Annotated in this window: 23 protein-coding genes and 1 tRNA gene; 8 read left to right on the top strand and 16 right to left on the bottom strand. The window is 52.3% G+C overall.

Translation table 11 applies throughout. The features are described from left to right. Positions 1-60 precede the first annotated feature (60 nt). The 6 genes from ACFSAG_RS07525 to ACFSAG_RS07500 form a co-directional block, all read right to left on the bottom strand. The gene (locus ACFSAG_RS07525; RefSeq protein ID WP_381513069.1) at positions 61-4785 is read right to left on the bottom strand and encodes an N-acetylmuramoyl-L-alanine amidase; all 4725 of its coding nucleotides are present in this window, start codon (positions 4783-4785) and stop codon (positions 61-63) included. A gap of 5 nt (positions 4786-4790) precedes the next feature. Continuing rightward, positions 4791-5186 (bottom strand): DUF3467 domain-containing protein, encoded by a 396-nt coding sequence (locus tag ACFSAG_RS07520; protein WP_381513066.1) that lies wholly within the window; start codon positions 5184-5186, stop codon positions 4791-4793. A 169-nt stretch (positions 5187-5355) separates the two neighbouring features. Next, the gene (locus tag ACFSAG_RS07515) at positions 5356-6303 is read right to left on the bottom strand and encodes a sigma-54 interaction domain-containing protein (protein ID WP_381513063.1); all 948 of its coding nucleotides are present in this window, start codon (positions 6301-6303) and stop codon (positions 5356-5358) included. A 484-nt stretch (positions 6304-6787) separates the two neighbouring features. Next, positions 6788-7348, bottom strand: a complete 561-nt coding sequence (locus tag ACFSAG_RS07510; RefSeq protein WP_381513061.1) for a hypothetical protein — start codon at positions 7346-7348, stop codon at positions 6788-6790. After that, complete coding sequence (locus tag ACFSAG_RS07505) at positions 7345-7647, bottom strand: hypothetical protein (RefSeq protein ID WP_374612089.1); 303 nt, start codon at positions 7645-7647, stop codon at positions 7345-7347. The genes ACFSAG_RS07510 and ACFSAG_RS07505 overlap by 4 nt, the downstream gene beginning before the upstream one ends. Positions 7648-7781: 134 nt before the next feature. After that, positions 7782-8774 carry a quinone oxidoreductase family protein gene (locus tag ACFSAG_RS07500; protein ID WP_374612088.1) on the bottom strand — a complete coding sequence of 331 codons (993 nt, stop codon included), beginning with the start codon at positions 8772-8774 and terminating at the stop codon, positions 7782-7784. Positions 8775-8874: 100 nt separating this feature from the next. Here ACFSAG_RS07500 and ACFSAG_RS07495 point away from each other — a divergent pair, with 100 nt between their 5' ends. From ACFSAG_RS07495 to ACFSAG_RS07475, 5 genes are all read left to right on the top strand, one after another. Continuing rightward, positions 8875-10362, top strand: coding sequence for a serine hydrolase domain-containing protein (locus ACFSAG_RS07495; protein WP_381513056.1), 1488 nt, complete (start codon positions 8875-8877; stop codon positions 10360-10362). A 46-nt stretch (positions 10363-10408) separates the two neighbouring features. Then, positions 10409-11458 (top strand): enoyl-CoA hydratase/isomerase family protein, encoded by a 1050-nt coding sequence (locus ACFSAG_RS07490; protein WP_381513054.1) that lies wholly within the window; start codon positions 10409-10411, stop codon positions 11456-11458. Then, entirely contained in the window at positions 11455-12228 is a 774-nt protein-coding gene (locus ACFSAG_RS07485) for an enoyl-CoA hydratase (RefSeq protein ID WP_381513051.1), read from the top strand. Before ACFSAG_RS07490 ends, ACFSAG_RS07485 begins: the two co-directional genes overlap by 4 nt. Before the next feature lie 203 nt (positions 12229-12431). Next, positions 12432-13700: a tyrosine-type recombinase/integrase gene (locus ACFSAG_RS07480; RefSeq protein ID WP_381513048.1), complete on the top strand. Its 1269-nt coding sequence runs from the start codon at positions 12432-12434 to the stop codon at positions 13698-13700. 63 nt (positions 13701-13763) lie between these two features. Then, a tRNA-Thr gene (locus tag ACFSAG_RS07475) sits at positions 13764-13839 on the top strand. A 169-nt stretch (positions 13840-14008) separates the two neighbouring features. Here the strand turns inward: ACFSAG_RS07475 and ACFSAG_RS07470 are convergent. Together ACFSAG_RS07470 and ACFSAG_RS07465 are read right to left on the bottom strand one after the other, a co-directional pair. Beyond that, entirely contained in the window at positions 14009-14722 is a 714-nt protein-coding gene (locus ACFSAG_RS07470) for an AAA family ATPase (protein ID WP_381513046.1), read from the bottom strand. A 60-nt stretch (positions 14723-14782) separates the two neighbouring features. Beyond that, positions 14783-15646: a hypothetical protein gene (locus ACFSAG_RS07465; RefSeq protein ID WP_381513044.1), complete on the bottom strand. Its 864-nt coding sequence runs from the start codon at positions 15644-15646 to the stop codon at positions 14783-14785. Between the two features lie 132 nt (positions 15647-15778). On the opposite strand from ACFSAG_RS07465, the gene ACFSAG_RS07460 reads away from it, so the two are divergent. Beyond that, positions 15779-16672 (top strand): hypothetical protein, encoded by an 894-nt coding sequence (locus ACFSAG_RS07460; protein WP_381513041.1) that lies wholly within the window; start codon positions 15779-15781, stop codon positions 16670-16672. Between the two features lie 19 nt (positions 16673-16691). Here ACFSAG_RS07460 and ACFSAG_RS07455 read toward each other — a convergent pair whose 3' ends face one another. After that, a complete protein-coding gene (locus ACFSAG_RS07455; protein WP_381513038.1) occupies positions 16692-16994 on the bottom strand; it encodes a DUF6626 family protein in 303 nt (100 codons plus the stop codon). Between the two features lie 112 nt (positions 16995-17106). Here ACFSAG_RS07455 and ACFSAG_RS07450 point away from each other — a divergent pair, with 112 nt between their 5' ends. Continuing rightward, the gene (locus ACFSAG_RS07450; RefSeq protein ID WP_381513035.1) at positions 17107-17673 is read left to right on the top strand and encodes a hypothetical protein; all 567 of its coding nucleotides are present in this window, start codon (positions 17107-17109) and stop codon (positions 17671-17673) included. A gap of 285 nt (positions 17674-17958) precedes the next feature. On the opposite strand, the gene ACFSAG_RS07445 is transcribed toward ACFSAG_RS07450, so the two are convergent. Then, positions 17959-18756, bottom strand: coding sequence for a hypothetical protein (locus ACFSAG_RS07445; RefSeq protein WP_381513032.1), 798 nt, complete (start codon positions 18754-18756; stop codon positions 17959-17961). Positions 18757-18834: 78 nt separating this feature from the next. On the opposite strand from ACFSAG_RS07445, the gene ACFSAG_RS07440 reads away from it, so the two are divergent. After that, the gene (locus ACFSAG_RS07440) at positions 18835-19401 is read left to right on the top strand and encodes a tyrosine-type recombinase/integrase (protein ID WP_381513029.1); all 567 of its coding nucleotides are present in this window, start codon (positions 18835-18837) and stop codon (positions 19399-19401) included. A 235-nt stretch (positions 19402-19636) separates the two neighbouring features. On the opposite strand, the gene ACFSAG_RS07435 is transcribed toward ACFSAG_RS07440, so the two are convergent. The 6 genes from ACFSAG_RS07435 to ACFSAG_RS07410 all read right to left on the bottom strand — a co-directional run bounded on the left by ACFSAG_RS07435 (position 19637) and on the right by ACFSAG_RS07410 (position 24420). Then, positions 19637-20578, bottom strand: a complete 942-nt coding sequence (locus ACFSAG_RS07435; RefSeq protein WP_381513027.1) for a hypothetical protein — start codon at positions 20576-20578, stop codon at positions 19637-19639. A 17-nt stretch (positions 20579-20595) separates the two neighbouring features. Further along, positions 20596-21216, bottom strand: coding sequence for a hypothetical protein (locus tag ACFSAG_RS07430; RefSeq protein ID WP_381513025.1), 621 nt, complete (start codon positions 21214-21216; stop codon positions 20596-20598). Between the two features lie 171 nt (positions 21217-21387). Continuing rightward, the gene (locus ACFSAG_RS07425; RefSeq protein ID WP_381513022.1) at positions 21388-22527 is read right to left on the bottom strand and encodes a hypothetical protein; all 1140 of its coding nucleotides are present in this window, start codon (positions 22525-22527) and stop codon (positions 21388-21390) included. A 172-nt stretch (positions 22528-22699) separates the two neighbouring features. Next, a complete protein-coding gene (locus ACFSAG_RS07420) occupies positions 22700-23563 on the bottom strand; it encodes a hypothetical protein (protein WP_381513020.1) in 864 nt (287 codons plus the stop codon). Between the two features lie 72 nt (positions 23564-23635). Next, positions 23636-23977, bottom strand: coding sequence for a 3'-5' exonuclease family protein (locus ACFSAG_RS07415; RefSeq protein WP_381513017.1), 342 nt, complete (start codon positions 23975-23977; stop codon positions 23636-23638). Beyond that, complete coding sequence (locus ACFSAG_RS07410) at positions 23974-24420, bottom strand: hypothetical protein (protein ID WP_381513015.1); 447 nt, start codon at positions 24418-24420, stop codon at positions 23974-23976. The genes ACFSAG_RS07415 and ACFSAG_RS07410 overlap by 4 nt, the downstream gene beginning before the upstream one ends. Between the last annotated feature and the right edge of the window lie 50 nt (positions 24421-24470).

The raw sequence follows: 24470 nt of genomic DNA, 5'->3' as shown, positions 1-24470 counted from the left end.
CGCATTAGATCGAGGTGGGGGCGGGATGCGTCCGGCCATCGTTCAGCTCCGCAACGCCGCTCAAGCCGAGACCAGCGGCGCGGGTTCGGTCGGCTGCGGCGTAGTTGCGGGTGCGGAGGGCGTCGCTGCCGGTGGCGACATCGGCTGTTCGAGATAGCGCGTGATCGCCTGCCCATTGCCCGACAGGGTTACTTCGGCCACGCCAATCTGCGATGTCTCATTCTCCTTCGAGAATATGGTTGTGACCCGGACGATAAGCGCGGTCATCGTATCGGTGCTCGGACCCGGGAGAATGTCCGTCCGCACGCCCGCGCGCCATCCGTCGGCCACCGATCCGCTAAGAGCCGGTCCGATGACAATGTCGCCCACTGCCGCGCCATCGGATTTCCACCCTATGACGACACCGGCCTGTGTGCGACCGCCAGCGGTATCCATATAGGGCCATTCGTCGAGCTGGACTTGATGACTGAGGGGCTGCGACGAAGCCGCCGGTGCACCTGCCGGACGGATCATTCCGACAAAGCTGGCGAGATCGTAGATGCGGCCTTCGCGGCTGATCAGGTCATAGGAGACGTCGGACAGATCAACCGAAGCTGTTATGGGCTTGGATCCGGTCCCGGCCTCGTCCCCGACGTCGGTCAGGGATTGTGCATAGCCCGCACCCGTGGCGCTGCCACGGTTGGCTATATGGCCATGCGTGCCGCCGCTATGCGCCAGCTGGATGCGGTCAATGTCGCCTGCCGCCTCAAATTCGGCGGTAAAGGCATCATAAGTCATGATATACTGGCTGCCGGTGGTGTGTGTTGTGGCGTAATTGCCAGGCGCGCCCGGCGAACCAACCACACGGTCCCATGGATCGGTGATCCGGACGAAATATTGTCCGTCCTTTTTGTACATTCCGGTCACAACGATAGCGTGAATTCCCGGAACGTCGGCGGTAACCCAGACAGGCCCGTTGGCCTCCAGAATTTCGCGGAAGCCGTCGGGGGTGTAACAGGCGTTGGGATGAACCGTCAGTCCGATCGCATCGATGAAGGCTCGCTTGTCCGAAGGCGCAAGTCCACCCCTGAGCGAACTGTCCATATTGTTGCAGCTGGCCAGCAATTCGGGCGATACCGACTGACGATCCCTCCAGCCAAGCACCATCGCTGCAGCCGTAGCCCAGCAGCCCTTGCTAGTCGGTTGCGGGATGCATTCCACATCGTCCCAGTTGATCGACCAGTCATCGTCGCCAAGGGCACGGGCAAGGCTTTGTGCCGTTGCACTGGGGCCGGTGACCGGCACCCAGCGCGAGTCTTCATCAATGTCCTCTGGAGGGGCGAGCGCAGTCGGCCCCTTTCCTGCGGCAACCGGATCGTAGGTGAACAGGGCGGTCTGGTTGACATAAAGCTCGTGCGACGGAAAACCGTCATGGCTGCCATAGGCCTTGGCTTCGATCCCGCCATCCGACCGGCGACGCAACAGCACCGACACATCGGCGTCGATCGCCGGCGAGCCGGGCAGGATCGGGTTGTTGCCGCTCATGTAAATGCTGCAAATCGAAGCCGATTCGGCCATCGCCATCACATTGCGCGTGGTCCCCGGTGCGCCAATATAGGCGCGTAGCGTATCGTCGTTGGTGGGGCAGCTGGCGGTAGCGGTCGGTACCGCTCCGGCGGCAAGATCGAGCCACCAGTCGGGCTTTCCGGCGACAGGCGATGTATCGGACGCAGCATAGGAATGGCTGGGCGACCAGTGGCGGTCGATGACGCGCAGGTTCGAAATACCACCACCGGGGCTGACATCAACGGTGAAGGTAATTTCGCCGCGACTGGTCCCGCTTGCATAGCTGAACCCGCGACCGTCACCATGATAATTGTCGAAGAACGGGCCACTGATTGCAGGTGCTGGAATGAAGGCGCGATATTTGATTTCAACGGTGTCGCCGCCGTCGCTGAGTGCCTGGGCCTGCGCCTGGCTTTCACCCCAGCCGAACATCGCCCGGATTGCGCCGGGATTGAACCGTTCGCTGAACGGCGGCATGATGGTGGCCTGTCCTCCGGCGTTGTTGATGTAAGCGGCCAGCGTTCGCTGGAAACTGCGCCACAGGCTGTCGCCGCCGGCATAGATCGAATTTTCGGTGCCAGGAAACGCCAGGGTCGCACGATCGGCGCCGCGTGTATAGAAATAGACCGAGCCATGGTCGGTCATGAACCCGAACTGGCGATGGCCGCTGACGGGGTGATCGCCTGTATCGGGCGTCGAAATAGTGGTAACCGCGTAGAAGCCGTCGCGCGTGCCATTGGTGAATTTGTCGCTGATGACGATCGCGGCATCGTCCCACCCCCTCGGGTCGTAGAATGACGCGTTGCTGTTGATGTCGAGGTTGAGGCAGGTGCCGACCGGATTGGCACCGTTACGCGTGACCGCGTCGGCTGCGCTATAGGGGTCAAAACTGCAGATCCCGCGATCAAGGAAGCTGTTGGTATCCTGAATGAAGCGGGCGAGCAGCGTTGGACCGTCCAGTCCCGGCGGGAAGCGATCGATCCGCACCTTGTAAAAATCTAGGTTCAGATCGCCCACCGCATCCTCAATATTCTGGATACGGAAGCCGCGTGCCTCAACCTGTTGGCGTATCGCCGAGGGGACACGCCACTGGAACAGGTCGCGATAGTCGCCAGCGCGCAGCCGGTTGATCTTGTCGGTATCTTCGCGGTCGATAATCATCGCCTGCGCCTGATAGCGACCGAGCCCCTGCGCCTGCGGTGGATCGGCTGGGCACTGGCCGGTTTCGACAATCCGCATGAAATAATCCCAGTTCCAATTACCGACAGGGCAGGAGGTGTGGGTGGTATTGGTGTCCGCTTCATTGTGCCCGATGATGTTTGCACGGGTCTTCGGGATGCCGTATTTGTCGCACAGATGCGAAACCAGCAGCGCTGATTGCTCATATTGCAGTTGGGTAGGCGGCAGCGCATCATAATGCTGCATTGTCCCGTCACGGCGGGGATAATCCACACCGCCAGATTTGATGGCGACATGCTCGATGCCGATCGACCGGCGGTTGGCGCCGCGCGCATGCCATGCGGTATCGGCTTCCGAAACGAACTGGACTATCTCCCCGTCCTGGCCGACCAGATAATGGGCGCTGGCTTGCGCCCCAGCGGCGGAGAAATGGTTGACCGTCGATGACGTTGTCGGCGCGTCGGTGATGTGGATAACAATCCGGTCGATCTTTGTTCCTGCGCGGCCCGCTGTAAAGGCGGGCGAAGCAACCGTGCGGCTGACACCATCATATTCCTTATCGCCAAGCGCAAGCGCTGCGGCGACAACCGGGACCGCGTCGTCGACATAGGGCGGGCTATCGATGCCCCGGCTTTCGGGATCAATTTCGGCATTGCTCTGCGCCTGCGCGACCGCACCCGTGCCGGTCGGCGGTGCAACAGCGGAGGTTACACCCCCAACCGGGGTACGTGCATAACAATCGGCGACAAGGGCCATATAGGGATCCCAGTCCCACGCCCCGGTCGGGCAATCTGTATGCGTCGTCCTCGGATCGGCTTCCGCATGACCGACAATATTCGTGCGATTGGGCTCGATGTTATATTTGCGGCACAGATGCGCGACCAAAGCAGCCGATGTTTCCAGCTCGATCTGGGTTGGCGGGTCATAAGGAAATACGGTACTGCCGTACCGAGCGCCGCCGCGCTGGACGGCGACATGCTCGATCCCGATCGAATTGGGGTTGGCGCTTCGGGCGTGGAAGGCTTCGTCCTGTTCACGAACGAATTGGATGATGCCGCCCAACTGATCGACCAGATAATGCGCGCTCGCCACGCGATCACCCATGAAACCCGATCCGAGCGATGGCCGCTGCGGCGTACTGGTAATGTGGATAACGATCCGCTCGATCCTTCGCGCCCCGGCATCGCGGCGACGGAAATGAGGCGACGCCATTATACGGGTGACGCCTGGATATTCTGCGGCGGTGAGCGGTGACGGGCGACGGGTAGACATTGCTTGCGCTGCTGCAGGCACTTCATCGACATGCGTCGGGCCGTCGATGCCATAGGCCTCGGACGATTGATATTCCTCCCCCTCATCCGCAAAGCTCCAGGCGCCATTCGGGCTGCGGTTAGAAAATGCGCTCAGCCCCTGTGAGACAGGTTGGGCTGCGGCCGTTTCTAAGGCAGGTGGCGCAGTTGCGGGCACCGGAGGCGCGGTTTCCAGCGGTGGGAGAGGACCAAAGCCGTCGTCATAGGGGACAGGGGTCGGCGTGGTGCCATTGCTCGCATTATCGGACTGGACAGGAGTTGGTGCCGCAGCCGGTGCGGGCGGCGCTGCCACGCGATCGCCTGCCCATTCGGTGAGCGAACCTGGCGCGGCAACGCGCGATCGCGGTGCGGCAGGAAATACGCGGACACGACGCAGCGCGCGATCCGACAGCCCACGCAGCGAAACATAAGGGCTTTGCGGTCCCGGCATGACATCGACCACCCAATCTTGCCCGCCGGGCGCCGATGCGCTCGCAAGACCGACATATAACCGGTCGGCGGCGATGAAGCGTGCAATCACCTCAGGCGGGACATTAAAGACGGATCCGCCAGCGGGTACCGTCAAAGTTCCATGCTCGCGGCTGGAATAGAAAGTCCCTGAATTACGTCCCTCGCGATTGACGAAGTGGGCAAGGTCACTGGCGAGCACAATCTCGACGATCCGTGATCCTTCAGAACTGCGCAGACTGAACCCGAGCATGGGAAAACGATCGGTTACTTCGAGGCGGGTTGGGCGGATTTGTACAGGCATTGAATCTACCTTTCGTGAGAAACCGGAGCGTCGCTGGAACCAGCGGCAAATGAACTTGCATTACGGCGCCGCGCAGCGAGTGCGCGCGCTTCGAACTCGGAAGGGCAGGTCAACGTCACGGCATCGTCTTGCAATTCGGCTAGATCGGGGATCGGCCCATGCGCGGATTCAAACTGCGTGATCGAGCGCGCCAGCAATTCGCTGAGTAGCTTTGCATTGACGGGGGTGATCGCAATGCGGTCGGTGAAGCGGATGGTACCGGATTGCGGTTCGATCTGTCCGGCATCGAGCAGGAATTCGAAAGCGTTATGACCGACCTCGAAATAGTTGGCATAGCCGGCGAGCGGCGGACGCCGTGGCTCCTTGGGGCTGGCAAAGCTATCTTGATCTGACTTGTCCACACTGGCTCCACTGGCTCGGGCGATTGCCCAACACAGAGCAACTGCTGTGCCAGATCTGCAGATGTGGATTATCTAACTGATATATATTTGTATTTTGGAAAAATGCAGCGAGCGTGGTGCGATATGCACAGTGTCACATGAGACACTTTATACGTTACACTGGTTACAGTTAGTCCGGCTCTCCCTGGCCGAGATCATATTTGGCGAGCTTCCGGTACAAGGTCATCCGCGACCAATTCATCTCGCGCGCCGCTGCCATCTTGTTCCAGTTGGTTTCGCGGAGCACCTCGGCGAGCCGCTCCCTTTCTCCCTTCCCTGCGCGGGGATGTTCGGTGAACAAACGGCGAAATGCAGGGGGGAGATCCGAGAGCCCGACCGACCGGCCGCTTGGCGGATCGACAAACATCGCTTCCACCAGATTGCGCAGCTCGCGCACATTACCGGGCCAATCATAACGGCACATCCGTGCAAGAAGTTGCGGATTGGGGCGCCCGACATTGAGCTCACGACGTCGGTTTTGGAGGCCGATGAAATGATCCAGAATCGGTAGAATATCCTCCGGCCGGTCGCGCAGCGGTGGCAGTTCGATCCGCACCACATTGAGCCGGTAGTATAGGTCCGCCCGGAATGAGCGGCAATTGACCATATCCTCCAATTCCGAGTTGGTCGCAGCGACGAGGCGGATATCAACCTTACGCCTGCTGCTGGAACCGACCGGGGCAATCTCGCGATCTTCGAGTACGCGCAGCAGCTTGGCCTGTCCCGGTGCCGACATTTCTCCGATTTCGTCGAGGAACAAGGTGCCGCCGTGTGCTTCTGCGAAGCGGCCCGCAAAATCGCTGGTTGCGCCTGTGAAGGCACCGCGGCGGTGACCGAACAGCTCGCTTTCCAACAACGCTTCTGGAATTGCTGCGCAATTAACGGAAACGAATGGCCCCTTTGCCCGCGGACCCATGTTATGCACCGCATGGGCAACGCGCTCCTTGCCTGTACCGGTTTCGCCGGTAACGAGGACCGTCGCATCGCTCATCGCAACCTTTGCGAGGTAGGAACGCAGCTCTGCAATCGCAGGACTCGTCCCGAACAGACCATCGCGCGCGTCGCCAGCTGCAAACACAGCTTACCTCCCACCGAAAGCGCACCCGTTTGTACGCAATCCCAGAAATAGCCACCGCAACGACCCGCTTAACGCGGTTGGTTCGACCAGATTTTTGATAGGGCCGTTTCGCCCCGCCCAGCAACTCTCACGCAAATCGGATGCGAGTCGCTAAGGCTGGGATTTATTAACGCGGCAATATTGTAGGCGCCAATGCATACCTAAAAATGTCCGCTCTTTTGCCCCAAAATTACGACGAACTGATTTTGAATATAGTTATTGTAAAATAAACTATCTAATCTCTATTTAATTACTATTTGCTTTTAATCAATATTACTTCAGTAAATATATAGTATTATTGTAAGATATATTTCACAAAAATGCCTATCGAGATGATCAAAGAAGTTGTTCGTTCGAAGGGGGATTTAAAAATCAATCTTGCGCGCATGTAAATGTCAGCACCAATGTTGGCGTTAGCCGACATTACTTGTCTGCGAGTTCGCGGTTAAGACCGCAGCGACCGGATGTAAAAATCCATCCCGGCCTTCACTCCGTAAATAATCACCCAACTGCCGATCATGTCGCCGATGAAAATGCTGATCGTGCCTGCCGTGACACCGCTCGAGAGGCCGAGCCAAATCATCGCGGCGTGGTGAAAAAGCGCATTACCGAGCGAGCAACCAAATGAAAGAGCGAGCAAACGCAGCGGCGTCAAATTGGAAAGGCTGGGTTCCAATCTGGTCAATCGACTGACTATGGCGACGCCCAGCGGCCCGCCCAAGGCCGTTGTCGCTGTAATCATCAATTCGGCATCGATCCCGGGCGCTATGTCATAGGCTCCGGTCACGCTTAAATAGGCGCCAGCCAGAAAAAGCGAGGGGACGATCCAATAGCCGATGACCAGAAAGCCGAGCAGCCGGATGAACGCTGGCAGGAAGACGAGGCTGGCTATCCCTCCTATGCGCTGGTTACCAACCAACGCAGCCGAGGCGTAAAACAGCAATATATATAGTAGCGAAAAGAGCAGCGCCGCCAGAGTCGAGCGCTGGATCGGATTTGCGATCACGACAGAGCCGCGAACAGATTTTCCGCCAATTTGGTGAAGGAGATCTTGCGCTTCCGGCGGTCCTCGCCTGACACCTCAATGTTGACCAGACCTTTTTTCTTGAGCGCCATCAACTGGCGATAGGATGTGCTGGCCGATTGTGATGTGACAAGATCATAGACATCCGCAACCGACAGGCTGCCTTGGGTCGACCACAGCAGCCGCAGTTCGAACAACATGCGTTCTTCATCCCCAGTCAGCTCTGACAGCGGGGGCAGGCGTCGAAGCCCGACCAGGAAATTCACCAATCGAATAGTCACGTTCAAAGCCCACTGGATTCTGACTTGGCATAACGCAAGCCGATTGGTGCGTCAAAGCTTAGAAACAGCAGTTTTTGGGGGCTTCGTGCTCTGATCAGTCCCATAATCGGCCCCGGCCCCGTAAATAGCAGCCATCACGGAACTATCAGGGTTGCACCCGATGTTTTCCGCGCCTCCAAATCGCGGTGCGCGATGACAATATCATCAAGGCGATAACGCTGGCCAATGGTGACATTTATTGCCCCGCTTGCCAGCATCTCGAACATCCGCGCGCAGCCAGCCGCACGCTCCACTGGCGTGCGATAATAATCATATAGCCCGGGCCGGGTCACGAAAAGCGAGCCTTTTGCCGCGAGCTGGCCGAGGGCAACGCCGGTAACCGGGCCGCTGGCATTGCCATAGCTGACGATCAGACCGCGGCGCGCCACCGAGTCAAGCGAGGCCATCCAACTATCCTTGCCGACACCGTCGAACGAGACGCGTACGCCCTTGCCGCCAGTCCATTCGCGCACCTGCCGCGCGACATCATCATTGCCATCCCCATAGAGGATCACATGGTCGGCGCCCGCTGCGCGAGCAAGATCTGCCTTGGCTTCGGTGCTGACCGTTCCGATAACATGCGCGCCAAGCGCTTTCAGCCATTGAATCAATATCAACCCAACCCCGCCTGCGGCAGCATGCACCAGTACATGTTCGCCCGCCTCGATGCGTGCGCACCGTTCGACGAGAAATTCGACCGTGCAGCCTTTCAGCAAGGCCGCCGCGGCGAGCTCATCCGAAACATCATCCGGGGTTTTGAGCAGCGAAGAAGCCGCGATGTTGCGTGCGGTGGCATAGGCGCCGCGCTCCGGGCCGAAAGTGCACACCCGATCTCCCACTCCGAAGCCGTCGACTCCCTCACCCACTGCTTCGACTACCCCGGCGGCCTCGACGCCAAGTCCGCTCGGCAGCTCGATTGGATAGAGGCCACTGCGATGATAGGTATCGATAAAGTTGAGGCCAATCGCGCTGTTGCGCATCCGCACCTCACCCGGCCCGGGCGGCGCGAGTTCGACCTCGTCAATCTCGATGGCTTCAGGACCGCCAAAGCTGCGAATGGTTGCGCGGCGCGCCAAGGTAATCGACATGGGGTATCTCCTTCTCGGTCAGACTATGCATCGCACAGCGGGCAGGCAATGATGAATGCAGCGCGCTTGACCCGCAGCAAAGGAACGCTAGCCTGCAGCCATGACCACAAAAGCCTTGTGCGCCGTCTTGCTGGCGCTTTCCGCCGTAGCCTGTCCGACCACCCTGTATGCCGCTACCTCGGCAACAGAGCAGGCAGCCGACTTTTCCGCCCTCGACGCCGACTTTGCCAAATGGATGGAAGAAGCGCATGTTCCGGGCCTTGTCTGGGGCGTCGTCAAGGATGGAAGGTTGGTCCATTTGAAGGCGATGGGTGTGCAGGAACTGCGAACGCGCAGCCCGGTAACAGCCGATACCGCATTCCGCATCGCCAGCATGACCAAAGCGTTTACCGGCTTCTCGATCCTCAAATTGCGCGACGAGGGAAAACTGCGCCTCGACGATCCGGTGAGCAAATATGTGCCCGAGACGGCTGCTTGGGCTGGCGGCATCACCATAGGCGATTTGCTGCATCACACGGCCGGCTTCGTGACCGATGATCCATGGGGCGACCGGCAACAGCCGCTGCCCGAAGCCGAGTTCACCAAGATGCTGGAAACGGGTGTCCCATTTTCCACCGCTCCCGGGACGCGCTATGAATATTCCAATTTCGGATATGCGCTGCTCGGCCGCATCGTCAGCAACGTATCGAAACAGGATTATGCCGCAAGGGTGGAAGAGACCTTGCTGAAACCGCTCGGCATGAAGTCGAGCCGTTATGAGGTGCGCGATGTGCCTGCCGGAAAGCTCGCCATGGGCTATCGATGGGAAAATGATGCCTGGTCGCCCGAGCCGGTCATGCCGCACGGTGCATTTGGCGCGATGGGTGGGCTCGTCACGACCGGGAATGACTATGCCAAATGGATCAGCTACCTGCTGGCGGCATGGCCAGCACGCGAGCTCGAAGTTATGAGCCGCAAGACGGTTCGCGCGATGCAATATGGCGGCGGCATGCTGCATGCCCGCAGGCGCCCCGGCAAGGAGGGGGACAATTGCCGCCTCTCGGCCATTTATGGCGCAGGATTGGTGGCGGCTAACGACTGCGTCCTCGGCAATGTGCTTTTCCACGGCGGCGGCTTTCCCGGATATGGAAGCCATATGCTGTTGATACCTGACGCGGGCGTCGGTTTGTTTGCGCTCACCAACCGCACCTATGCCGGGCCGACCGCACCCGTCTGGGATGCTGCTACCGCGCTTTCCCGATCGGGCTATTTCACGCCGAGGCCGACCACGATCTCGCCAGCATTGGATACCGCTTATGCGGCGGCAAGGCGGATCTGGAAAAGCGGTGGACCGGAAGGCGAAAAGCCCTATCTGGCAATGAATTTCACCATGGACCGCAGCGACGCCAATTGGCGCAAATATCTAGCCGGCCTCTCGGGCCAACTGGGTGCGTGCGATGACAGCCCGGCGATCAGCGCAACCGGGAATCTTTCGGGCCGCTTCAGCTGGGCCTGCGCCAAGGGGAAGCTGGAAGGGACAATCCTGCTCGCCCCCACGCAGAGCCCGCAAATCCAGTCGCTGACCCTGCAGGCCATAGCCAATCCCTGATTTCAGCCTATCGACTTAAGCGATCAGCATCGGCATAGGGGCCGCGATGACAGACGATATCCTGACTCGAATCGAGGGCCATGCGGGGTTTATCAGCCTCAATCGCCCGGGTGCGATCCACGCGCTGACCTTGCCCATGGTTCACGCGATGACCGAGGCGTTGCTCAAATGGAAGGATGACGATGCGGTCAAATGCATCATCATCGACCATGCCGAGGGTCGCGGCTTTTGCGCTGGCGGCGACATCGCCTTCCTGCGCAATTCGGCGCTTAACGACGGAGGCGCATCGGGCCGCAAATTCTTTCACGACGAATATCAGCTGAACCACCTGCTGTTCACCTACCCCAAGCCTGTGGTGGCATTCATGGACGGGATCACCATGGGTGGCGGCGTGGGCATCAGCCAACCCGCCCGGTTCCGGGTCGCCACGGAAAATACGCGTTTTGCAATGCCTGAAACCGGCATCGGTCTGTTTCCTGATGTCGGCGGCGGCTGGTATCTTTCGCGGCTTGAAGGGCGCGTCGGCCATTTCCTTGCGCTGACCGGCGCACGGCTCGATGGCGCCGAATGCCTCGCGCTCGGCCTTGCCACGCACTATCTGCCTTCCGAAGCGCTGGCCGAGGCGAAGGCGCGGATCGCGGTTGAGGATCCTGAGCGTATTGACGGCATTTTGGGCACCCTTTCCGCTTCACCTCCCGAAGCGCGCATTGTCAGCAACATCCTCGCCATCAACCGGCATTTCGCCTCTGATCGCTATGAAGATATTCTGGCGAGCCTTGAGGGCGATGACAGCGACTGGGCGATGAAGGAGCTGGCAACGCTGCGCACCAAAAGCCCGCAGACCTGCAAGGTTGCGCTACGGCAATTGGCAACGAGCGCCGGCCTTGACGATTTCGCTGACAATATGGCGATGGAATATCGCATCGGCAGCCGCGTCCTCACCCGCCCCGATTTTGCCGAAGGCGTGCGCGCGGTGATCGTCGACAAGGACAATGATCCCAAATGGAATCCGGCAAATGCCGAGGGTGTTAGCGAAGAACTGCTCGACGCGATCTTCGCACCTTTGCCGCCACAGGAAGAATGGAAACCGCTATGAGTTACGAAACCATCCTCGTCGAACAAAAGGGCGCGGTCACACTGATCACGCTCAATCGGCCGCAGGCACTGAACGCGCTTAACAGCCAGGTGCTCGCCGACCTGACCGACGCCTTTGCCAAATTCGACGCCGACGAAAGCCAGCGTTGCGCCGTCCTGACCGGCAGCGAAAAGGCCTTTGCTGCTGGCGCCGATATCAAGGAGATGTCGAGCCAGAGCTTCGCCGACATGTATGGCTCCAATTTCTTCGCAGGCTATGATCGCGTGACAGCAACGCGCAAGCCCTGGATCGCCGCAGTTGCCGGATGGGCGCTCGGCGGCGGATGCGAACTCGCGATGATGGCGGACTTCATCATTGCCGCTGACAGCGCAAAATTCGGCCAGCCCGAAATCAAGCTTGCGGTCACCCCCGGCATGGGTGGATCGCAGCGCCTTACCCGCGCGGTGGGCAAGGCCAAGGCGATGGAAATGTGCCTGACGGGGCGTAACATGGATGCCGCCGAAGCCGAAGCATCGGGCCTCGTCGCCCGTGTGGTGCCAGCTGCAGACCTTGTTACCGAAGCCTTGAAAACCGCTGAGACCATCGCCGGAATGGCGCCGCTGGCTGCCATCGCCGCCAAGGAAATGGTCAACGCCGCATTTGAAACCACACTGCAGCAAGGCGTCGTCTTCGAACGCCGCCTGTTCCACGGCCTGTTCGGCAGCGAGGACCAGAAGGAAGGCATGGCGGCCTTCATCGAAAAGCGCCCGGGGAACTGGACAGGCAAATAAGAGCGGAAAAATCGATTGGTAAGCGCAGGGCTTGTCTTACGACCCACACGCTGGTAATCGCCCGCCCGTCGCCGCTTTAGCTCAGTCGGTAGAGCACATCATTCGTAATGTGTTGGCGAACACCCCATTTTTCCCAGAAATGCAGTACTTACAGTGATTTAGACACGCTTGCTGTTGTATAGTTTTCACTATACAACAATTTCATGAGCAAAGGCATTGTAAACGCTAGTCAAAGTCGTGTTGACCCGACAGTGCGTGACCGCACGCAGCCCATTCCAAGTTCGCTACAGAAGGTGACGGGTTTTGGGACGCTCACGATTTACAAAATGGCGGCGTCTCCTTTCTGGTATGCGCGGTACTACGAAGACGGAAAAATCGTTCGTCGTAGTTTGAAGGTTGCTGACAAAAAGGAAGCGATCAAAGCTGCAAAGAAGGTCTTTGTGGACCTCAAGCATCGCAAGATGAACAATCTGCCGTTTACGAAAACAAGTGGCTTTGAAGTTTGCGCTCGCGGTCTTGCCAAAGAGAATGATGCACGGTTCAAGCGTGGTGAATTATCAAAGCAGAAAATTAGTTATGACGCAGGGCGTCTGGAAGCTGACTTGCTACCGCACTTCGGAAAGTATGAGATTGCGGACATAGATTACAGTGTCATCAGCGATTACATCAACAAGCTGAGTACGCCAGATCGTCCGCTCACGATCAACACGCTGAAGATTCATCTCTCCCACATAAAGACGATATTAAAGTACGCTCAGCGAGTTGGAGTGATAACTGGGCTTCCAGCGTTTCCGCGTTTGAAGACAACAGATACAGCTCGTCCTTGGTTCAACAGCAAAGAGTATAGTACGCTTCATTCCGTCTGTAGGTCACGCATTGGCACGAAAATACGGGTAGATACAAAGGCTGGAAAGTTCCTGCGCAATGTCGAGATTACACAAGATGTGTATGATCTCATCATCTTCATGACGAACTCGTTCATTCGTCCCACTGATATCAAAGTGCTTCAGCATAAGCATGTGGCGATTATTCGCGGCAAAGACACTTATCTGCGACTGACGCATCCACCGACAAAGGGTCATGGAAGCCCAGTCGTGACGCTCAAAAAGGCTGTCGAGGTTTATGACGGATTGCTGGAGCGTCAAAAGGCAGAAGGCTTTGGGAAGCCAGATGACTATCTGTTTTGTCCACAGCAGTTGAACCGTGATTATGCATTGCGGGATATCACACGGCAATTTGATCAAGTGCTGAAGGTTGCTGGGTTGAAAACGGGCTCAAATGGCGATGCAAGGACGCTCTACAGCTTGAGGCACACATGTATCATGTTCCGCATGATACATGGAGAAGGCATTGATCTGCTTACTATTGCTCGTAGCGCAAGAACCTCTGTCGAGATGATTGATAGGTTCTATGCCAAGCATCTCACTGCCGAGATGAACATCGCTCAGTTGCAGAGTGGCGCTATAGACTGACGGTGAAAACCGATAAAAAAAGGCTGGGAAATTGAGCTTATTCCCGCTAATGGACACGCCATTGCCGCCTTAGCTCAGTTGGTAGAGCATCGCATTCGTAATGCGGGGGTCGTAGGTTCGAATCCTATAGGCGGCACCATTTTTCTCATACAAATCAATACATTTTGGGCGCGGTGAGCGGAAAATATCGTTCGCTATGTTGTATAGTTTTTGAGGTAATTTGTAATGAGAGTATACAAAAAGCCCCGCACAAATGGCGGGGCTTGAACTCTTGTAGGCTCTGTTGTCGGGTAACCCGACAGTGATGATCATGCAGCGATCATAAGGGCATCATCGGTCTGGATGGTTGGCAGAATTATCTTACCCGCGCTGCGAAGATCGTTTGCCAACCGCAGTGTCGCTCCCATGATCTTCCGTGCATCATATTTGCAACTAGTAACGATATTACAAAGATACTGTTCGCTTGGAGCAAGTACCTTCTGATCAAGAAGGACTGATTGCATCACAGGAACCCAATGATGGGCATCTGCAAATGGCATGGGAATCAAATGCGAACGGCTCTTGATGCTGTTCTCGATCTTGCTGATATTATTAGTGGTCATGATAAACACTGCTGTCTCGCAGTTCATGACTGACTTGATGGACGGCAAATAGCGTGGGTTGAGGAGATCAAATTCATCGAAAATGAAATACCGAAAACGGGTATGGGGTATAAGCTGCGTTTGGTATGCAACTTTCTCGACTAGCTCTTTTGCATCGGTCGCGGCGGTAATCTTGTAAAAGTTGTAGTCAACCTGATCAGCATTGGGTGACCCAAAGCTATCAATCGCAGCAGGCAAAATACGAGCAAGTGCCGATTTTCCTGTCCCATTTGGTCCGTAAAGAATGATACCGTTCACACCAGAAAATGGGAAGGGCATCAAACCCGTTACAAGCTGCGATACGAGTTCTTTTGCTGTGTCACTGCCGTAAACAATGTCATTGATGCTCTTGGGTGAATATGCGTTGTTACTATGAGACATTTCCGTTTCCTTTAGATAAAAAAGGGGAGGCAAAATGCCTCCCCGTTTGCGCTTCATAACTTACGCTGCAGCAGCAAAATCAGTGTCGTTCACCGCAGCATTGATGAGAGCATCAAGTTCGTCAGCTTCCGATGCTGGCTGATCTTCCTGTCCCAGATTTGCCCATTCTTTATGTTCGGCATTGTAGATTGCAGTGAGTACTGCCTTTGTGACACCTTCAGTTTGTACAACTGCATTGATGTTAAGAGTGCCGTTGACATCCTGCGTTGCCACCAGAACGACTTGCTTACCGATAGCGCCACAGTCGAGCTTTGAGGAAACTGCGTCTGCGTCAATCACAGCAAGGTTCACATTTGCAATCTGCCTTACAGCAGCTTCAACCTTGTCTACTTTCGGAGCGCCACCGTTCGTCTGCTGACGACGAACTTCCTCTACGCCGCCAGCGTCACGCAGGAATTTCGGAAGATCCTGCACCTCGACCTTTTCAGCAAGAGCAACACGCAGCGCCGAACTGTATGAGCTTGCACGACGACGATCTGCACCGAACACAACTTTGATGATATTTGTCATCGTGTGCGATTTTGTGTCGATGCCAAGATTGCGCTCATTGTTGTGACGCTCAATCGCAGCTTTAAGATTTTCGTTCTGAGCCTTGTCGGAAGCCATCAACGAGTAGAGATGATAGCAACGCTGCAAAATCACATAAAGCTGCTCGTTTGCAGTGCGATGTACGCCATTGAGCCAGATTTCTTGATCTGCAACAAGACTGACGATGGTGTTGTATGCATTGTTAATGACAGGAGCGACCCATTCAGATTCGCCAGTGTCAACCGAGATAGTTGCGTTAGCTGGAACGGTGATGCTGGGCAGTGCAGCGATGTCAGCGATGTTGAAGTTTACGTTAGTTTCAAGTGTAGTAGTCATGATTAAGGTCTTTCATATTTTCGGCTAGCACCATGCTTGCCGATGACCCGCAAATAGGCTTGAGATTGACAACCGTAAAAATGCCACTCTGGAATTAGTTCTGTTCCAGAAGTGCTTATTGGGGAGTGAGTGATGTACGAGAAGATGCTCTACGGGCGCAGGGTCCTGTATTTTCGCTATGCCCCGCCTGTAACCAACCTTGATGATACGAGCGCCCGCGACACCCAGCCGCCCTATCCAAATGCGCCAGGATATATGTGGAGCGTCTATTATTACTGGTGGGCATTTTTGCGCCTGAGCGAACGATACAAGCAATGCTGTGACAACGCTGGAGAAGGAGAGCTTGCAGACCTCTACACTTACTTCGGCGATGTGCGCAGCGATGACTTTATGCGCTGGTGGACAAAAGGCGGTCATACTCGTGAGAGCAAGCTACGGATGCACACAGGACGCCGTCTTTTTTCACAAGGGGTTCGCTATCCGATTAGAGAAATCAATGATCCTATGCTCGACAAGGAGCTCGGGGCGGATCGCATTGTTCTGAGTATTCCTATTGGAACAGACCTCAAGCGAATGACTGCGGAGTTTCAGCAACTAATGCGTCCGATTGTAGAAGATCGCATTAGGGCATTTGGCGAAAAGAAAGGCGAAGCTCTGTTTGAGGTAACCAGCAAAAATCCCTCGCTAAAGTCACTCTACAAAAGCCTGACAGCTTGGGAAGCTAAGCAAAATTTCCCCAACCTCAAGCAATACGAATTGGCGAAGAAGCTGGGGATCACTGCAGCATTCTCTGGCGATGAAGGCGATGTGAACCACAAAATCGCCGTATCAACTGAACTTAAGAGACGGCTCGATAAAGCCAAGCTGCTAATCCGCAATGTTGAGCGCGGTAGGTTTCCTGATTTCACCGACTATGAAAAGCCTGGCAAGCTGGTGGAGCTTCCCCGTGCTTTGCGGGACAAAGTCACTAAACCGATGAAGCCAGTCTTTGAGACAGAGGACTTCGAAGAGCCGACGCTGATCTAGGTCGGGTTACACGACAAGATTAACCCAGATCAAACTCCACGCTATCAGCATCAACCAATGAACGGCATTTTATGCTCATTGAAGCAAGCTGCTGCGCCAATGGCTGATAGCGCGGCAACGCTCCTAATTGGTCAGCGGCATTCTGTAATCTACTCGCACATATTGCGATTGTGCCCAGACTTGGTTCTGCGTTTTTGAAGCGCAGTGTTCTGAGATAGCTCTCGCAATGCCCAAGCCAATCTTGGCTGAACTCACCTTCAGTAGAGACAACACCCACTCCACTCAATGTTTCAAAAATCTCGTCTAGTATAACTTTTTTCACGTTTTCGTCCTTCGCTAATAAATAACTGTGCAGGCAATAATTCGAAAATAGACGTGGAGGTCTTTTTCATCACGAGACTATTTATTGCTTCGCTCAGCGAAGGACGATTTTAATGAAGGAATATTACTCTCAGCATGTGAAGGAATATAGGCGCAGAATGAGACTGCGTGGCGAAATCATCAATAAGATAGAGGGTCACGAGTACAGCAACGCAGAGAATGCAGCGTTCGAACTCGTCAATCAACTGAACCCCACGCACTTCGTCACGCTACAACTCAAGCAGCAGCGACAGATCAAAGCGAACAATGGGTGGTCAGTTTGGGTTCGTGGAGACGATGCAGTTTATTATCAGGCGTATCAAAGTTTCGTGCAGGCTTTGTCAAAACGAACGCAGCCAAAGTCGTTGTGGCAAAGTCAAAAGCTCACGATTGGCAACGCTGGAATACTCGAGGGAGGATTTGGACGAATGCGAAATCACATGCATCTTGTTTTGACAAAGCCTGCAAATCTAAACGAAATCTACTTTCGAGGGACGATCTGCATGTTGGCAGAATGCGGAAGTTGGCTGATGGGAGGGGAGTTTGGTGTGAACATTCAACGCATTAGAACTGCCAAAGATCAGATAAACGCAACTTTCTATAGTGCCAAGCGAGGGATTGATCGCATCATGATCGCTTAGTCGATCAAACTGACATAGAGCGGGTCACTAAGAACAGGAACACATTGGGACGACTTTTCTGACACGAGGTCAGAGCGTCTCGCTCGTTTAATTACCTCACATTGAAATGCTGAGCAAAGATGCTGAACGTGATTCCAGCGTCTTTAGCTCAGTATTACCTTTTTCTAGAGAAGCACTGTCTACTTCTAAAATTTTGAGAAAGGTCGATTGAAGGTTGATCAAGCGAAGGCGAAGCTGAAGCGAAGCATCAAACGAAATCGAAGTGCATTAGCGAATGCTAATCACTTAATAAATATCTGGCATTTTGCCCTGTGATTTTAGCCTATCCATTTCTGAGAATAGATCCTCAAATTCGTCTCTATGATAATCTAGATTACTAATTGAATTTTCATATGCGCTCCAGTCTATATGATCTGGAACATTCTCATCTCTGAATCTAGCATACTCCATAAGCGGACCGCATATTGAATGTATATGGACACATTGTCTGATAAGTGTCTCTATATTTCTTTGTGTTATAATCTCGCCATTAGATTTATGATTTTTCAGCGAATGAATTCTCGAGTCAAAAATCTGCAGATTACGAATAAGAGATATTAAAAGCTCCGTTAAATTTTTGCTGGGGGAGGTGGAAATAACTTTCTCAATCGCAACCTCAAATGCTTCAGGCAAAATTGGTATGTTTATATCAGGGGCGTAAGAAATATTCTGATGGACGGTTTTTAGAGTAATTGAGTTTACTTGGCAGTAACGAACAATTTTTGTGAGAGTGAGGACCAAGCTAGCTCTATAAGCCGTATGCTGACCCTCAATTTTTTTGTCTTCGAGACCCTTCGTCTGAGCCATTTGCGCTGCAATCAGCTTATTAGCTTTATATGCGGCACATAGAGCGATCATTGCAGCAGCCAGCGTCTGCCATTTCTCGAGAAAACTAGAGAATGAACCTAGTATACAATCCAAGGTTATCCAGGCGCTCACTTCAATTACCTCATTTAAAACGAATTTAGCTTCGTAACAGACATTAACAAATAGCTCAAAGTTAATGAAAAACGCTGAAGCTATTGGAAACCAACGGATTCTCACAAGGAGGAAATCGGTAGGACCAAGCTACTGATTAATTTATATTTCTCTCATATCAAAAGTTAATGAGAGATAGGCAAAATGGGAAAAGCAAAGGTTCTTACTAAAGACGAAATCAAACGAGTGATGCGTATCGCTGACACAGGGAAAAATGGTCTCAGAGATAAGGCTGCTATGGCACTCAGCATTTTTGCGGGCGCACGTATCGGAGAAATTGCAGCTTTGAAGATTTCAGATGTGCGTGGGATTGATGGACGAGCAGTAGAAGTCATCAATCTGAGCAAGCATCAAACGAAGGGCAATCGCTCACGGCGTGTATTTATCTCAGATGAGCTTCGCAAAATCCTAAATCAATATCTCGCTCAGATTAGCCAGCTTGATGATAGCAAAGCGTTCATTCGCTCATCGCGGACTTGCAACCATTTTAGTAACATCAGTCTCAGTTTTCGCTTCAAAGCGATCTACGCACAAGCTGGTATCAGGACGAGCAGTCATTCTGGAAGAAGGACATTTGCTACCAGATTGAACGCAGCTGGCATTGGGATGGCTACAATTCAGCAAGCTATGGGTCACGCTAACATCGCTACTACTGCTGGATATTGCTGGGTCAGTGACGAGCAATTGGCAAACGCAGTTAATGTGATCTGAGGAGATAACAATGTCACAAGCAAGGCAGTGGTGGGTGCTAGTGCGTTACAAGGATGAGCCAGGAGCTGGCTTTGGAAAGCAGTATGTCACAGCTACTAACGCTTACGAAGCAATTCAGATGGCTAAGGCTTTGTATGGCAAGCTACTGATTTCCGAAGGTGCCAACCTATGTTGATTACTTCTCGCTCTGTCACCTATCTGACACAGCAAATCCGATCCAAACAATTTTCATAAGTTAAAAGAAGGCTCTCACAACTTCGATCACGATCAAGATACCAAGCAGCTTTGAAATTCGTGACAAGGAGCGTTCCAAAAACTTGTCACGCAGCTCTCCGTCTGAACGACTTTGTTTCTTAATAGCCGATTCTAAATCGCTATCGTCGCTTTCGCTTAACCAATCGTCTTCATCCCCATCAACAAGAGCAGGCGATAGCTTGGCTGAGTAAGTGCGCTCAACAGCAATCGACACTTCCCCAACCCTTCCAAGTGAAGGAATGCGTTCCTTCCACTCGTCGTCAACTTCAATCCCATGATCACTCAGATTTGCCAAAACTTTAATACGTCTCGTGGAAATTGAAGGGCTCCATTCTGAGTAGAACCCTTGTACTTGACTAAGACTCAATGAGAGACGATCAATCTGACTACTTCTTATCAGATCAAACAAGCTATCGAAGTTGTCGTTCTCAAGATAGAGGCTAATCTCGATTGTATCTTCAGTCTTTTCGTTGCGAAAATCTACTTCGCTGTCGTAGGCAAGACTCCCCCAAACGGTGCAAGATTCTTGCGCACCGTCTGGTGTGCGATTGATCCTGAGCGATATATTTTCAACCTTCCGTGTCGACCCAATCATTGAGATTGAAGGGGGTGCACGCCAATCATCATCTCTATAGTTTCCTGAAGCCAACCTAGCAAAAATTAGGTCCTTCTTAGTAAAATTATGCGCCTCAATCTCATTAAGTTTACTACCGTCAAAGCTAAAATTAGCCTTAGAACTGACAAAGCTGTGAATTTCCAAATGAGTTGAATGGAAATATGAGCTCCAAAAAAATGGAATCAAGTCCACACCAACTTGATCGCCATTTTCGTTCGTTTCTTTGAGGCACCACTTATATAGACTTTGGTGCTTAGTATCTGTTTCGAGAGATACTTTGAGGTCTACGTCATAATCCAACGCCATCTCCCAAAACCCTTATATCAAATGCTTGGCTGCTCAATGAGCAGATAAATGAAAAACATAGGCGGCAAAACCATGTAACGGACGTATGCGTTATTCAAAATCATTTCATACCATGGCTGTGCGATGCCATTATTTTTCAGTATTTTCTTCACTTGGTATTGGTTCACTGCGTCATTTGGATTTTTCTGGTAATAATCAACAATTGCCCAAAGCCTTTTTGAAACAGCATCTTTGAAAATGAAACCAAATAGACCTTGTCGTGATATACGATCCACGACTTCGTAGCTGACGTTTCGGACGTTTCTTTCGAACTCCAAATAATCTAAAATCGCTTGCCCTGCAAACAGAACAGCCTTGCTCTCTTCAGCATTGAGACCTTTTGAAGGTGATACATCAATCAGAAGGTAGAAAATTTCTTTGAGAACAAATTCGATAGCTTGGACAATAAAGAACCAAACAATTCCTATGATGAAATACGCAACGATGGACAACACAATCTGCATCACTAAGCTGTCTGCGAAACTGAAACCCACCATGTACGATACGAATGGGTAAGCGAAGATCGCTAACGCAAGGAGTATGAGATTGGGCAGAAACATCACTATCTTATAGACTGTGTGCGCCTTGATATCTGTCATGCTGAACATTAGCGTCCGCCCCCTTTTCGCTTCAGACCGAGTCTTGCCAATGATGCAGCTTCATATCAAGCGATTACCAAGGTCCAATGCAATCAGGCTTACATGCTGCGCCTCAAAGCTATCCGTGCATCGATCAATCAAGACGACCAGTTTTTCGGAAAGTCTTGGCTGCTAACTGTTTGGACGTATCGGGCACTTCTCAATTTTCACCATGCCGACCTTTTTTCCAATTTTGTCTACATACAAATAGGTGTAGATAGCACCTGACTTCACCATAAGATTACTAATAGCGTCGCCGCAAATTAACTCATCGGCATTATCGGCAATCTCTTCCGACATAGCTGCCCAGTCAATCTCATCCTCTCGCAATGAGAACATGTGCGTATATGTTAGATTGGTATTATCTCTTTTTGCGCTGACGACTGACATAAATTCATCAATCTTAAGAGGCTTGGTTTCATTAAAGGATTTTATCGATTCCTCGTGATCTTGAATAATCCTAGCCTTTGTAAACAAGTTTACGGCACCTTCCCTAATGAGAACATAGTCGATTGGATGCCACATCGAATTTGAGGGAGTGCCAAATACCTTATCGGCAAAAGGTTCTGATAATCCAGCATCCGCATATGCCAGCCTTATTTCGAGTGAAGTGCCATTGACGACTACATCATCACCATAACCTCCACCACTCGGACTATGGAAACCTAATGACGCATCAACGTCAAAAGCCCGAACCTTGCTTGATAAGAATATCATCGTACACGCCGACGAACACTCTCCATCTGCCACCGTTGATAGATTACGCTCTTTAATGATTGACGAGATTTCAACTGCAGCATCTATGCTGCCACCTGGAGATGTTAGTGATACTTGATTAACTTCGGGGTGCTTGCCGATTAATTCTTTGAATTGCTCTACGACCTCAACGGTGATGGACCCATCAATATGTAATGTACGACCGTCTACCGATAGTTCAGCAGGCAAACCGAAAGGGTAAATGCCGCCTACTACTAATGCATTTTCTATAATCGGAGGCGGTGTTTGGCTTAAATGTGCCACCAAGCCCAATGCGCCCATTGATGCGAACAGTTTTGCTATGAGCGCCGATTTAATCGTGCCCGCGGTTGCCTGATGCCTTACTGCTGATCGCCAGATACCGATGATAGCCCAAACGGAAACCGCTATCGGCAAACCAAATGCTGCTAGCGTGGCAGCTAACCATGCTTTCTCCGAAAGGTTACTTTGGAAAATTTCATCAGCAGCATATGTGGTAAGCACCGCAGCGACCAGTGCGGCAAACAAGCCATTCACACAGCATGATAAGGTCAGTGACAAGTTTCCTCGCCAATGATCTTTGATGTAGAGTGCTGTTCGATTATAAACTATCAGTCGTTATCTCGCGGAAGGCGTAATTAATATATTCCGAATAAAAATTTGCGCTTGCAAAATAATTACCGCACGATTCTAAAAATAAGTTTTATTTTTAAATAAAAAATTGCATACAAAAAACAAAAAATATCAAAAATAATATATAAATGTTGAAGTTTTTAATATTTTTTAATTTGAAATCAAATTCATTAAATTTTTCTGATATTTGATTTTGAAATATTATGTTTCTATTTTTTTCATTTATTTTCGATCTGTGCGTCTCCATTTCGTAAATTCTGTATTCCTTGTATAGAGACTCTACGATACCGTAAGATACATAATCTGAGGCACCTTTTGGGTTCTCTTGAAACGCAAAAAGTTTTTTCTTCGGCGAACCCCAGTCATCAGAAAATTTTCCATTTCTGTACAGATAACTGCCATCAGTATATAAGTTATACAGCTTTACTTTAATTGTTAGCCTCGAAATTGACCCACGCTTTAACCCCAAAGCCAGTTCTTTAAACACTTCTCGGTTTGTATAGATGCGTAAAAAATCGTTTCGCAGACGACATACTCCAAAGACGTTTGGATCTCCAATCATTGAGTTCGCATCACAGCTATCGAATTCGGAATTGTATTCCCCTAATGTCGCCCTCAAATGACCCGCGCCCATATAAAATTCATTTTCCATCGCATCTGGGTCAATAGGAAAAATCGTAAACTCACCGATTTCGAGTGGAGGGCTTACACTTTCGTCCTTGCCCACAAAGCCGAGACTAGGAAATTCCGCTTTTCCACGAATTGAAATTGCACATGTATTATTGAAAAAGGAATCATCTTCTGCGTCAATGAGATTTGATGCGGATATGTATAGGTCTAGCACGTCGACCGATATAGTTTCGAATTCCCATGGCTGGATCGAATACTTGACGCCGTTACTCTCAATCGACCATGCGTCCGTGCGAGTGTAACGTTGCATCGCCAAACTTTCCTTCACCTAACAACGCCGAGCTACAAATCTACGTTTCAATGCACTCATTTTTAAGCGTTATTAATTCACAAAATTCCAAAATTCATTAAGCACAATATCAGTTGAGCGACAGTGTGCAAGTTGCGAATTAGTCACCCCCAAGATACGCTCTGCCTCTGGTGACAACGCAACCAGCGGCTTCGCCCACTCCTCAAACACATCATCCTCATCCCAACGATTGACTGCATAGTAGTGAATTATCTCACCCTTCTCTGGCGTGAGTGCGCTTGTCTCAAGCCTTATGATGAGTTCACGCTTCAGCCCACGAGTTCCAGCCTGAAACAGTTCCAACCCACCGTGCATGTAAAGTTCAAACAGACTGTCGTGCAGCCGCTTCTGGCTTTGGATGAGCTTGCTGTTCATCTGGCGATTGCCTGTGCAGCTTTGCGAAACGCAACCTCATCATTCTGCGCTCCGTAGACATATCCGCGTAACGCTTTTTGCTGATCTGCAAGCGTTGGCTCAGCTTGGCGAATTCCCTGCTGAATTGAAGAAACAGCCTTAGAACGGTCCTCTGAGCCGTTGCTACCATTTTGGGTATCTACGTTGCTCGTTTTCGGCTTTGGCGACTGAGGACTCTTCTGTGGCGCTGGCTTAGGTGGTTTCGCAGCGCGGGGTTGTTTCTGGTTCGCTAGCTGGACGCATCTTCGTTGGAAAATAGTGCCAAGCTGTGAAGTGCCAGCCAGCAATATATCCATCGCCAGCTTCACATTATCGTTACTAGCATCATCAGCCATATCTATGACCGCAATCACAGCATCTCGTAGTAAATGAATCTCGTCAATTTCGTCAGTTTTGGCGCCCATATTTTACACTCCGTTGTGAGTGTATTTATCACTTAGCGCGGGAATGAAGG

It is taken from the genome of Sphingorhabdus buctiana (assembly GCF_042680825.1).
Taxonomy (GTDB): domain Bacteria; phylum Pseudomonadota; class Alphaproteobacteria; order Sphingomonadales; family Sphingomonadaceae; genus Sphingorhabdus_B; species Sphingorhabdus_B buctiana.
Note: the sequence above shows the minus strand (reverse complement) of the source record. Positions and strands in the feature narration are given on the sequence as shown.